Source organism: Myroides sp. C6-3 (genome assembly GCF_050522425.1).
Lineage (GTDB): Bacteria > Bacteroidota > Bacteroidia > Flavobacteriales > Flavobacteriaceae > Flavobacterium.
Genome location: NZ_JBMVQP010000029.1, coordinates 1 through 12537, shown reverse-complemented (window position 1 = coordinate 12537; position 12537 = coordinate 1). Strand labels below are relative to the sequence as shown.

The 12537-nt window shown below is 35.3% G+C and carries 10 protein-coding genes, 1 other RNA gene and 1 pseudogene; 6 read left to right on the top strand and 6 right to left on the bottom strand.

What is annotated here, in order from left to right; translation table 11 throughout:
• Nucleotides 1–41: 41 nt before the first annotated feature.
• Nucleotides 42–1229 (bottom strand): serine hydrolase domain-containing protein, encoded by a 1188-nt coding sequence (locus ACPDG9_RS12100; protein WP_430528003.1) that lies wholly within the window; start codon nucleotides 1227–1229, stop codon nucleotides 42–44.
• A gap of 317 nt (nucleotides 1230–1546) precedes the next feature.
• On the opposite strand from ACPDG9_RS12100, the gene ACPDG9_RS12095 reads away from it, so the two are divergent.
• From ACPDG9_RS12095 to ACPDG9_RS12085, 3 genes are all read left to right on the top strand, one after another.
• Nucleotides 1547–2386, top strand: coding sequence for a 1,4-dihydroxy-2-naphthoyl-CoA synthase (locus ACPDG9_RS12095; RefSeq protein ID WP_430528002.1), 840 nt, complete (start codon nucleotides 1547–1549; stop codon nucleotides 2384–2386).
• A 61-nt stretch (nucleotides 2387–2447) separates the two neighbouring features.
• An RNA gene (gene rnpB / locus ACPDG9_RS12090) (RNase P RNA component class A) lies at nucleotides 2448–2763 on the top strand.
• 332 nt (nucleotides 2764–3095) lie between these two features.
• Nucleotides 3096–4070: a M12 family metallopeptidase gene (locus ACPDG9_RS12085; RefSeq protein WP_430528001.1), complete on the top strand. Its 975-nt coding sequence runs from the start codon at nucleotides 3096–3098 to the stop codon at nucleotides 4068–4070.
• Between the two features lie 46 nt (nucleotides 4071–4116).
• On the opposite strand, the gene rsmD is transcribed toward ACPDG9_RS12085, so the two are convergent.
• Together rsmD and ACPDG9_RS12075 are read right to left on the bottom strand one after the other, a co-directional pair.
• Nucleotides 4117–4692 (bottom strand): 16S rRNA (guanine(966)-N(2))-methyltransferase RsmD, encoded by a 576-nt coding sequence (rsmD, locus tag ACPDG9_RS12080; RefSeq protein ID WP_430528000.1) that lies wholly within the window; start codon nucleotides 4690–4692, stop codon nucleotides 4117–4119.
• Complete coding sequence (locus ACPDG9_RS12075) at nucleotides 4689–5480, bottom strand: DUF3822 family protein (protein ID WP_430527999.1); 792 nt, start codon at nucleotides 5478–5480, stop codon at nucleotides 4689–4691. The genes rsmD and ACPDG9_RS12075 overlap by 4 nt, the downstream gene beginning before the upstream one ends.
• A gap of 132 nt (nucleotides 5481–5612) precedes the next feature.
• On the opposite strand from ACPDG9_RS12075, the gene ACPDG9_RS12070 reads away from it, so the two are divergent.
• Both ACPDG9_RS12070 and kdsB read left to right on the top strand, forming a co-directional pair.
• A complete protein-coding gene (locus tag ACPDG9_RS12070) occupies nucleotides 5613–7052 on the top strand; it encodes an ATP-dependent DNA helicase (RefSeq protein ID WP_430527998.1) in 1440 nt (479 codons plus the stop codon).
• 80 nt (nucleotides 7053–7132) lie between these two features.
• A complete protein-coding gene (kdsB, locus tag ACPDG9_RS12065) occupies nucleotides 7133–7870 on the top strand; it encodes a 3-deoxy-manno-octulosonate cytidylyltransferase (protein WP_430527997.1) in 738 nt (245 codons plus the stop codon).
• 40 nt (nucleotides 7871–7910) lie between these two features.
• Here kdsB and ACPDG9_RS12060 read toward each other — a convergent pair whose 3' ends face one another.
• From ACPDG9_RS12060 to ACPDG9_RS12050, 3 genes are all read right to left on the bottom strand, one after another.
• On the bottom strand, nucleotides 7911–9023 hold the full coding sequence (locus tag ACPDG9_RS12060; protein ID WP_430527996.1) for a hypothetical protein: 1113 nt from the start codon (nucleotides 9021–9023) through the stop codon (nucleotides 7911–7913).
• A 30-nt stretch (nucleotides 9024–9053) separates the two neighbouring features.
• Nucleotides 9054–9239 (bottom strand): hypothetical protein, encoded by a 186-nt coding sequence (locus ACPDG9_RS12055; RefSeq protein WP_255493670.1) that lies wholly within the window; start codon nucleotides 9237–9239, stop codon nucleotides 9054–9056.
• Nucleotides 9240–9338: 99 nt separating this feature from the next.
• Nucleotides 9339–10412, bottom strand: a complete 1074-nt coding sequence (locus ACPDG9_RS12050) for a branched-chain amino acid aminotransferase (protein ID WP_430527995.1) — start codon at nucleotides 10410–10412, stop codon at nucleotides 9339–9341.
• Between the two features lie 889 nt (nucleotides 10413–11301).
• Between ACPDG9_RS12050 and ACPDG9_RS12045 the strand changes: the two are divergent.
• Nucleotides 11302–12537: pseudogene (locus tag ACPDG9_RS12045) on the top strand (hypothetical protein); the annotation flags it as partial.

Sequence of the window (12537 nt, the reverse complement as noted above, 5' to 3'; positions counted from 1 at the left end):
ACAGTTAACCGTCTTTCAAAAAAAAAGAGTTGTACTATTACTTACAACTCTACATTTCCAACGGGATAATCTCCTAAGTAGTGAGATAAATCGATCGTTTTATACGTTAATTTGGAATACTTATTTGAAAAGAGGATGATACAAGCATTAGAGTCCGCTAATCGAATATAAGAAGAGGTATTCCCTCTCCACCAACCGTTGTGGTAGGTATAGTTTTTATCGTTTTTCATTTTGATCAAGCGCAAACCTAATCCATAATTGCGAATACCTTTACTTTCAAAGCTATAACCTTCAGTCATTTGAGTTTTTAGGTCAGCATTTAAAAAATCATCGGAGTACATGGCTGTATCCAGCTTGAGCATATCTCTTGGTGTCGTATAAATGTTTTTATCCCCATAAGTTCCATCCATATAATCCCAATGCATTTCGCGATAGTTTGAATTATAAGATTGCGTAACTTCTCTTTTATGTGTGATATCATCAAAGACGAAGCTGTGGTTCATTTCTAAAGGATCAAAAATTAAATCGCGAACCACTTGTTTGAACTTCTTACCGGTTACTTTTTCAGCAATGGAAGCTAATACAACGTAATTGGTATTGCTATAGGTAAATCGCGTATTGGGTTTAAAATCTAGCGCAACCGATTTGCTTTTAATGACATCGATTACTTGATCGTTGGTTATTACATTTTGACTACTCCATTTTCCATTAGGGTAATACCCATAATATTTCAAACCGCTTCGGTGACTTAGCAAGGTGCGAATAGTGATGTCTTCATAGGGAAAACCATCAATAAGTTCTGAAACTGGCTGATCCAAATGGATAAGACCTTCTTGAACCAAGCGAAGAATTGTAATTGCCGTAACAACCTTTCCAACAGATGCTACGTGTATCGGGGTATTTTCAGTAATGGCTTCATTTTGTTTCTTATTGGCATAACCCGAATAGTGTTCGTACAAAATTTTTCCATTTTGAGCGACTAAAAAACTTCCTGTATAGCCACTTTTATTGATATATTGATTGTAAAAATCTTCAATTTGTTGTCCTTTTTCAAGGATATATTCTGGTTTTAGTTCTTGAAATGCGGTCTCATAGGATTTTTCAATAAAGACATTGTGTTCTTTGATGATGGGCATATTCAGGGCTAAATCCATCGTAGCGTCTTGCTGTTGTTTGCAAGAAGCTAAAGCTAATAAGCTAACTAAAGCGATTGTGAGTTTGGTATTCATTAGTCTTACTGTCTTTGTAGGGATTTTTTAAAGAAAAAACCAAATTAGTAAAAGTTATTGAATTTCAAAGAAAAACCCCATTAAAGTTTCACATTCCAACTAAAATAATTGCGAACTGCGTAATTTAAAGGGGGAGATGTAAAAAAGTCGATTAGTTGAAGAGGGAAATGAAGAGCAGAGGGAAGTGTTGAATTTGCGGTAGAGAAGAAAGAGCACACAAAGTTAGAGGTAGGGGAAGAGAGGAAGAGGGATTCTCGAAGTCTTTGTATAGATATCAAGTAAAAAAATAGTAATTTTACTCACAAATAATCTAAGATATGAGTAAGATAGAATGGAAAACGGCTATCGAGTTTGAAGATATTACCTATAAAAAGAGTAATGGAGTAGCTCGTATTGCGTTTAATCGACCAGAAGTTCGAAATGCTTTTAGACCTAAGACAACGAGTGAGTTGTATCGTGCTTTTTACGACGCACAGGAAGACACTTCAATTGGTGTAGTACTACTTTCGGCAGAAGGACCTTCCCCAAAAGACGGTGTTTATTCTTTTTGTAGCGGAGGAGATCAAAAAGCAAGAGGACATCAAGGGTATGTGGGAGAAGATGGAATGCATCGATTGAATATATTGGAAGTACAGCGTTTAATTCGCTTTATGCCAAAAGTTGTAATTGCTGTAGTTCCGGGATGGGCTGTCGGAGGAGGACATAGTTTACACGTAGTATGTGATATGACTTTAGCCAGTAAGGAGCATGCTATTTTCAAACAAACAGATGCTGATGTAACTAGTTTTGACGGAGGGTATGGATCGGCTTATTTGGCAAAAATGGTAGGACAAAAGAAAGCAAGAGAGATTTTCTTTTTAGGAAGAAACTATTCTGCTCAAGAAGCTTTTGAAATGGGGATGGTCAATGCCGTGATTCCACATGATGAATTAGAAGATACTGCGTACGAGTGGGCTCAAGAAGTTTTAGCTAAATCACCAACTTCTATTAAGATGTTGAAGTTTGCGATGAACTTAACAGATGATGGTATGGTCGGACAACAAGTATTTGCAGGAGAAGCAACGCGTTTGGCTTATATGACAGAAGAAGCTATAGAAGGACGTAATGCATTTTTAGAAAAGCGCAAACCGAATTTCCCTAAAAAGTGGATTCCATAATAGATAAAATAAAGTAAATAGTTATTTCGCATTCGAGCGGAAAGCTGTACTTTTGCGACCTTATGCAGATCGCCTTATCGCTGGTTTAGCAATAAACGAGAGGAAAGTCTGGACACCATAGAGCAGTATAGTGGGTAACACCCATCCGCGGAGCAATTCGTGAGGACAAGTGCAACAGAAAGGATGTACAGGTAAGGCTGTAGTGAAATCAGGTAAACTCTATACGGTGAAATGCCATGTATATTTAGCGTTCGAGGGCTGCTCGCCCGATGCTTTAGGGGTAGGCAGATAGAGCCATCGAGTAATTGATGGCCTGGATAAATGATAAGGGTGCACTTCGGTGCATACAGAATCCGGCTTATAGATCTGCATTTATTTTTAAATTAATGTATAAGAATAAAAAGATTGACTTGCATGCAAGTCAATCTTTTTTTGTGCTTACTTGAGATTTTGGTCTACACATTACTTAAATCTAAAAAAAGTATTTAAAAATAAAATATAAATCACCTATTTATTACTATATTCAATTGTATTTCAGAGTGTTGTGTTTTTTTGTTCTATTTTTAGAAAAGAAAAAATTAACATTAAAAAACAATGAGTTATGAAGAAGATAATTGTCCTTTTTTTATTGATTCTCGTTTATGTTCGTTGCTCCACTTACGAAGAAGAGAAGCATCTCGTTTATGACAAAAATGAAAATACAAAAGTTTTGACTTTAACATCAGGAGCCCGTGTTGAAAAAATGGATAATCAGTATGTTTATTTAGGGGATTTAGTGTTGTCAGAGAAGCAGCTACAAGGCTTAGATCAATATGGAGATGTTTTTGCATTTAAAAATAAACCAAGATATAAGGGAGTTTTTAAACCTGAATATGGAATAGTTCCTTTGGGATTACCATCGGAAAGCGGAAAGCAACTGGAAGATTTTTATGACACTAAAGTTGTTGCATTGCCACAAGGAACCCATTGGGCAATGGTTCGATTTACTTTTGATTCTAACTTGAATACACTTCAGATAGCCGCTATTCAGCAGGCGATGAATGAATTGGAAGAACTAACGAATGTTAGATTTTATAACGCAACAGGTGAACCTACAGGTAATCCTAGCCTAGGTGTTAATTATAATTATATTACTTTTTATAGTAGTAATGTCAATAATTCCCAAATAGGCAGTATTGGCGGACAACAAATAATTAATCTAGTATCCTTTAATTCGAAAACGATAATGCATGAGATATTACATGCTTTAGGTTTATTTCATGAGCAATCTAGACCCGATCGAGATGCGTATATTGATGTAAATGTTGCGAACATAGCCAATGAACATAACCATAATTTTGATCGAGTAACCCAAAACTACCTGACACTTGGAGCATTTGATTTTAATTCAATCATGTTATATGATTCCTATACCTTTAGTGTAAATGGACAACCTACACTCACTAAAAAAGATGGTTCCGTTTTCTTTGATAATAATCAATTATCTGAGTTAGATAGGAGCTATGTTAATACATATTATATTCCTTATAAAAGGAATCCAAGTGGAACGAGAATTTTAATTGATAATCAAGTTTATAAAAGTGATAATTCATTGATGACTCAATTAGAGCGTGATAATTTAGAGCGAAAATTAAACGGCGAACCTCCAATTTGGGATGGGACTGGAAAACCACCGATGCAGTAAACGACTAGTTAGGAATAAAAAAATCCACACCTAGGTGTGGATTTTTTTATTCTTCTTCTGTATCATCCTCATCCTCATCCTCAAACGTGTACTCAAAAAAAGTAAAGACAGATCCTCCGTAGTTTTTCTCAAAAGAGAAATGAGGCATATGCTCTAGTTTAGTGAATTTAGAATGCTCTACTACAAGCATGCCTTCTTCGTCTAAGATGTTGTTTGCTAAGATATCTGTAATGATTTTTTCAAATTGTTCTTGAGTGAAATCATACGGTGGATCCGCAAAAATAATATCATACGTTCCTTGGTGTTTCTCAATAAATTTAAACACATCTGATTTGTAGGGAACGATATTGAGATCAAAATCTTTAGCCGTTTTTTTAATAAAATTGACACAACCATAATCCGCATCAATGCTGACAATATTTTCCACGCCTCTTGAAGCAAACTCATAACTAATACTTCCTGTGCCCGCAAATAGATCCAATACTTGTAGTTCAGAGAAGTTGAAGTGGTTGTTTAAAATATTAAACAAGGCTTCCTTACTCATATCAGTTGTTGGACGTACAGGTAGGTTTTTAGGTGGGCTAAGCTTTCTTCCTTTTAATTTTCCTGAAATAATTCTCATAGATGGAATAAAATATAATGTTGTTTGGGTACTTGATAATGCAAGAGGAGTGAAGGCGCAATGGCAGCCTGTTCCTCCAAAATATCTACGTGTCTAATATAAGTGTATGCTTGTTCAAATAACGGATCTTCTTTTTCGATTCGACTGATTAATTTTAATCGAATATGCTCGGGATCTAGTTTAAGTTGTTCATACACAAATAAGAGATAGTAAATGAAGTCTTGTGCTGTTGTATACAAAAATGAATTGAATAGGAGTAGTTCTCCTTTTTGGGTAACAACTAATTCAAAGTGATCTTTTTGCACATAAGCATAAACTTCAATTTCGCTTTCATCTGTTGATAAAGTTAGGATGCGTTCAACGAGTGCTGTGTTGATATTTTGATAGGTAAAAGAACCTAGTTTTTCAAACAGTACATTGTTGATTTGCACATAGGGAATATAGACATTATTGATGTCTTTTCCCGTTAACTCATCAAAGGCAAAAAAGTCAGAAGAAAAAACTTTGGTGTTGTATTGTAAATACGATCCCATTGCTTGCTCATCAAATAGAGCTGTTGGTACAAACGTATTGAGATTACTATCGTGTAGCACTAAAACATCCTCAAAAGGTGTGTTTAAAATTTCATGTTTAGCAAAGAGCGCATGCAACTGATCTTCAATTGTTTTGTTTTGATTCAATCCTTCCGAAACAAAATGATGAATGCGTTTGGATTCAATTTCTTGAATAATAAACGTAAATTTCTGAAGGGAAACCTGAATGATAAGTTTGTTTAAGCTTTGCTTCATAGTTTGTTGAGCTATAAATTTCTGACAACGAATGCGAGAGACAAATTTAAACAATTTTAAGGGAGTATATTAGTCTTGGCCTAAAAAGCTTAGTATCTTTGATGTTTTAGGTGTATTTAGGAGAATAAGAACATGAGAGGAACTGAATTTTACAAGATATTACGACATCAATTTCCGTACGAATTGACATTAAAACAAGATATTTTCTTACAGAAAATAGCGGAATTTAGTACAACAGATCAACAAGACGAGTTGTTTGTTTTAAAGGGATACGCAGGTACAGGAAAAACGACGTTATTATCTGTCGTAGTCAATCAGTTGCCTTCGATTCACAAATATGCCGTTATGCTTGCTCCAACGGGACGCGCAGCTAAGGTAATTAGCAGCTATGCGCAACGTCCTGCATTTACTATACACAAGTATATCTATTATCCTAAACCCTTGAAGAACGGTGGAGGAATGCAATATACGATGCGTCAAAATAAGCATAAGAACACGGTCTTTATTGTGGATGAAGCTTCCATGATAGGGGATGGTTCAGCGGGTGATAGTAGTATGTATCCGCATGGATCGCTTTTAGATGATTTGATCTATTATGTATACACGGGGCAAAATTGCAAACTGATCTTGATTGGTGATGTCGCTCAGCTTCCGCCCATTAATATGACCGTCAGCCCAGCTTTGAATACGGATCAGTTGAGCTTTCACTACAATATGCCAATTCAGCACATTGAGTTAGATGAAGTCATGCGTCAAGAAGAAGATTCCGGGATTCTCTACAATGCAACGGAATTGCGCTTGTTGTTAGATTCTCATTTCATGGATACTTTTCAGTTTAATCTCTATGGATTTAAAGATATTATTCGCCTAACAGATAGTTATGATATTCAAGATGCTATTTTTTCGTCCTATTCAAATGCTGGCCCTGAGGAAACCATGTTTATTGTACGCTCCAATAAGCGAGCCAATGCTTATAATCAACAAATAAGAATGCGTATTTTAGATCGAGAAAGTGAAATAGCCGCAGGAGATTTGTTGATGGTTGTGAAAAACAATTACTATTGGTTGAAAGATTCTACCGTAACGGATTTCTTAGCCAATGGTGATATTATCGAAATTCTTCAAATTTACAAGACAGTCGAACTCTATGGCTTTCGATTTGCGTCGGTGCGCATTCGCATGATTGACTATGATCAAATGGCTCCATTTGATACTGTTATTTTACTGGATACGCTGACGAGTGAATCACCTGCCTTGACGTATGAACAGAGTAATCGCTTGTATCAAGAGGTTTTACTAGATTATGAAGATGAAATTTCCAAGTATAAAAAGAATCAGAAAGTAAAGGAAAATGAGTATTTCAACGCTTTACAAGTGAAGTTTTCATATGCCGTAACCTGTCATAAATCACAAGGTGGACAATGGGACACCGTTTTTATTGAACAACCGTATTTGCCAGAAGGAATTAATCAAGAGTATGTTCGTTGGCTGTATACTGCTATAACCCGAGCAAAAAGTAAATTGTACTTGATTGGCTTTCAAGAGGAGTATTTTGAAGAGCAATTGGATTAGGTTAAACGATAAAACAAGCGTGCATTTTTTGTTAGAGCTTATTGAAATCTCTTATCTTTGATTGACTAAATAAAACCAGTATGAAAGTAATTGCGGTTATTCCGGCACGGTATGCCTCTACGCGTTTTCCTGCTAAATTGATGCAAGAATTAGGAGGTAAAACCATTATTCGAAGAACGTATGAAGCAACAGTAGCAACAGGACTTTTTGATGATGTATTTGTTGTGACAGATTCACCTTTGATTTTTGACGAAATTCAACAACATGGCGGAAAAGTGGTGCGAAGTATCAAAGAACACGAAAGTGGAAGTGATCGAATAGCAGAAGCAGTGGTTGATATTGAAGCAGATATTGTAATCAATGTACAAGGAGACGAACCGTTTGTCCATACGGACAATTTGGAAAAGTTAGTTCAAATTTTTAAAGAAGACCAGGATAAGCAAATCGATTTAGCCTCTTTAATGACTCCTATTAACGAATGGGAACGCATTGAGAATCCTAATAACGTGAAAGTGGTGGTTGACGAAAATCAAGTAGCCTTGTATTTTTCTCGTTCTGTTATTCCTTATCCTCGCGATAAAGAAACGCAAGTACAGTACTACCAACATATTGGAGTCTATGCTTTCCGACGTGAGGCGTTACTCGAGTTTACAACTTGGCCCATGAAATTTTTGGAAGCAACTGAAAAATTAGAACAATTACGCTATTTAGAATATGGTAAACGGATAAAGATGGCAATTACCCATCACATTGGGGTAGGGATTGATACACCAGAAGATTTAGAAGAAGCTAAAGCACTAATAGCAAAAGGAATATAAATGAAAAAGAGAATCTGACCGATTCTCTTTTTATTTAGGTTTATTCCTCAGTTGGAGGAGGTGTTTGGCTTGTTTCTTGAGTCGCAGGAGTTGAGTCCTCCAGTACCCGTATTGGTTTCTTGTACACTGGTAAACGCGGATGTCTTATACTGTCATACACGGCCGAGGGTTTTTCGTTAGGTGTAATCGGAATTAAAACCGTTGTTTTCCAAGTAGAAGGTAGACGATTATTTAGTGAAGATTGGTTTAATTCAATCATCATCTGCTGTGTCGGATTAGTTGTGAAAACCTCTGATTTACTAATAATCGTACGAATTTCTCTCAAGGCTTTTGGCAGGTGAGAATAATAACCCGTAAGCGTACTTTCGAAGGAAGTGGTAGCTTCTAAACGGCCTAGTTTGAAGATCTCTTCTTCATTTAAAAAAACAGAATCTCGAAGTCTAAAACCATATTGAAATTCCAAGTTATCCGTTAAGGGCTTGTTGTCTAAAATCAGTAGAGGGGTAGCATCAACAGTAATATTATTTGAAGAACAGAAGTCGGTCAATTGTTTATTAAGTGTTTCAATTGTTGTTTTGATAGCTGTATAACTTGAAGTACCATTTAAATAGATATAGTTAAATGCCTCTTTGTTCGTTGAACCTGTAGTACCTAAATCATATTCTCTATACTGTTTGATGAAAAATACGATCAAAGCATTGATGCTATTGTCAACGGCCTGACCAACAACTTGGTCTGGAGATCCCGAGAAGAAGGTTAGTATTTTTGTTTTGAGGTCGATAGTACCTTCAAAAAGGAAATCTACTTTGGTTTTTTGTCCGTTGGGGCTAAAACGCCAGACAATATTTGATAATTTATTGTCGTAGAGAATGTCTTGTGAAATGCTATCAAACGGTTTTTCATATTCTTTTCGAATTTGATACACTCCGATATTAGATAGGGTAATGCTGTAGACTCCATTGGAGTTATGTTCAGTTTCAATCCAATCATTCCAATTGTTTAAATCTTGTATGTATTGATATACAATGGGTTGAGGTGCGTCAAGCTCAAAAGATTTTGTGATTTTGAAAGTGCCACTTTGAGTTAATACAAAGACAACTAGCGAAACGCATAGCAAAGCAACTAGAAGAAGGAAATACTTAAGAATTTTCATAATTAGCAATCGACACTAAGGATTAAAGCATTATTTCAACACATTTTTGAGGATAAATAGCGAACCAATAAAGGCCAAAAACGCAAGTAAAATCCACAATCTATTCTTGTAGTATTTACGGTGAAGATTGAGGTCTTTGCGATACATAATAATTAAAATGATCGTAAATGTGATAATAAAAAAAAGTGCGAATTGAATTTGACCTGTTGTAAACATAATAAAGATTTTAGCAAAAATAAGTAAAAACCTTCAATATAGTGCATAAAAAAACGGCAGGGTTACTGCCGTTCTTGAAATTGTGTCCAAAAGGGATCACTATATTTTTTCTGTCCAGTTGAATGTATCTTCAATTGCTTTTTGTTGAATACCTTGTAAGTTTGTTTTTAACAAGACAGCATAAGAATCTTCATCTGTTACATTTGGTAATTCGTAGTATTTTTGTTGGTAAGCAAAACCTTCAATTTGTCCGATTGTAACTGCAGTACCAGCACCAAAGATTTCTAATAATTCACCTTTAGCATGTGCATCTAACAACTCTTGAACAACGATAGAGCGAACTTCAACATTAATTCCTTTGCTTTTCGCGATATCGATTAAGCTTTTTCTTGTAACACCATCTAAGATACGCTCACTTGTAGGAGCAGTAATTAAAGTATCTCCAATACGGAAGAATACGTTCATTGTACCCGCTTCCTCTAATTTTGTGTGTGTAGCGTCATCTGTCCAGATTACTTGTTGGTAACCTTCTTTTTGAGCTAATTGCGTAGGGTAGAATTGTCCACCGTAGTTTCCAGAACATTTAGTGTATCCTACACCACCATTTGCAGCACGGCTAAAGTGCTCTGCAATTTGTACTTTTACTTTTCCTGAGTAATAGGTACGTGCAGGAGAACAAATAACACAGAACATAAATTCGCTAGAAGGACCAGCTACAACACCTTCGTGTGTACCAACCATAAAAGGACGTAAATACAAAGAATTTCCTTCTCCTTTTCTTACCCATTCTCTATCTAAATCTAAAAGTGCTTTTAAACCGTCAATAAATCGCTCTTCATCAATGTGTGGCATAGCCATACGTTCTGCAGATTTATTAAAACGAGCCCAGTTCTCGCGTGGACGGAATAACCATACGTCATCATTATTGTCTTTGTATGCTTTCATTCCTTCGAAAATAGCTTGTCCGTAGTGGAAAACATTAATTGAAGGAGCAAAGCTCATCGGTCCATAAGGCTTGATTTCCACTTTTCCCCATTTCCCATCTTTATAATGACAAACCAACATATGATCCGTGAAAATAGATCCAAATTTTACATTCTCGAAATCAATTGAATCGACTCTAGACTTTTCTATCTTATCAATAGAAAGTTCAAATTTTGTTTCTAAACTCATTTTATAGTATTTTTTTAAAAGTTGTTGTTGTATTAAATAAAACGTTGATGCAGTTTTTTTTGAATTACTGCCTTACAAAAATAGCAAAAAAACTCACTGTTTATCAATTAAATTTAAAGATTATTTACGTAGCTGAAGAAAATATTATATTATCAAAAAAAAACTTGGGAAAATATAGGATACTTTGAATTTATTTGTGTAAACGCTTTGTTTTTAGTTTATTTTTTTGATTTACTGAGGTATACTTTCTTTTTGTTTTCTCAAACTCCTCTAGTTTTTTCTTTTTTATTCTATATCGGTTATAGCATAGGTTGTACAACCAATAGAGAAACGGTCAGGTAATTTTAGTTTCAAGGGAAGCGAAAGACACTTGATAATTGAAATAGAATTGGAGCGCTAGCTGATCCAAAATAAGAAAGCGTATTGTTATCTAGTTAAATAGATTGATTTTTGAGGGCCGAAATAAAGGTTCATTTTTCTCGCTTTTTTTCTTGTTTTTTGGATTTATTTAACGCTCAAAAGGGCGCTACTTCACTTTTGTTTAACTTTTTCTCCGAATTACTAGGGGGGGAAATGTCTCTTTTTACTTCAAAAAAGTACAGTAAAAAGTTGGATTGTTTTCATTCTTACCAAAAAGAAAGGATAGTTTTTACTTACCCAAAAGGTTGGGGATAGTCTAGGTTTTTTAGTTGATATCTTCTTGTTTATTAGATTGTTGTGATTTATGGTCTTTTTTAAAATCGACGAGTTTAGTTTTTTTAGAATCACTAAAAAATAGTTTGCGCCAATTTTTTGAATCCTAGATTTGAAATAAAGAGTGAAAATTTGGTATTGAAATAATGCATTAGCATTTACTATACACAAGAATGTTAGACACATCACTATTATTATGAAAAAAAGATTAATACCAATTGCTCTATTAATGGGGGCAGTATCAGCAAACGCGCAAGTGGGTATTGGAACCAATAGCCCAAATAAATCTGCGGAATTGACGATTGAAGCTACGAACCGAGGATTATTAATTCCTAATGTTGCTTTGACAAATGCAACAGATAAGACGACAATAACGAATGGTAACCTTAATAGTTTAATGGTATTCAATACAACGGCTAATGCACTTATTACGCCTGGTTATTACTATTGGTATAATGACGCTTGGCAGCGTTTAGTAAACGGAAATGATGTTCCTTCTCTCGTTGTACAACATTTCGAAGAGATTTTAAATATGGAAGGCGATAAGGTGAAAAACCTAATTAAAAATATCGTTCGAACAACTGAAGGTAATGTAATTTATGAAGGGGATAAATTATATTACATCAATGACGATGGAATTAAAGTTGTAATAAACTTTGAGGATATCGTTGAGCAATATGAGACCGTAACTGTTTTGGGGTATGACTCTACAACTGGTATGTTGACTTACTCCAATGAGGAAGATCAAGTCGTATCAGTTGATATAAAAGGCGCTGTCAAATCATTCGAAACAGTTACCTCTATTGCGTTAGATCAGACTACTGGGATTATTTCTTTTGTTGATGAGCGTGGAGCAACCACAACGCTGAATTTAGAAACATTCTTTAGCGAAAGAGAAACTATTACAACGTTGGTGCGCACACAACCAGGTAAATACACGTATACCAATGAAGCAGGTGTGCTAACCAATATCAATGTAATTGGAGACTTGACAGAAGTAATTCAAAATAGAACAGACCTTGACTTGTATCAAGTTTTAAAACAGTTAGTTAAGGTAGAACAATCGATTACATCCCTGATTTATAATACGACAACAAGACAAATTGTTTATACAGATGAAAATGACTTCCAACATAATTTAGATGCCAATACTATTGTAAAGGAAAATGAAACCCTTACAACTTTGGTTGATAATGGAGATGGAACAATTACGTATACAAACGAAGCAAACCAAACGGTAACGGTTGATTTAGCAGCAGGTCCAAAAGGAGATGACGGAGAAGCAGGAAAAGACTTTACTTATGAGGACTTTACACCGGAGCAATTAGAAGGTTTACGTGGTCCAAAAGGAGAAGACGGAGACGCGGGGAAAGATTTTACTTATGAGGACTTTACACCGGAGCAATTAGAAGGTTTACGTGGTCCAAAAGGA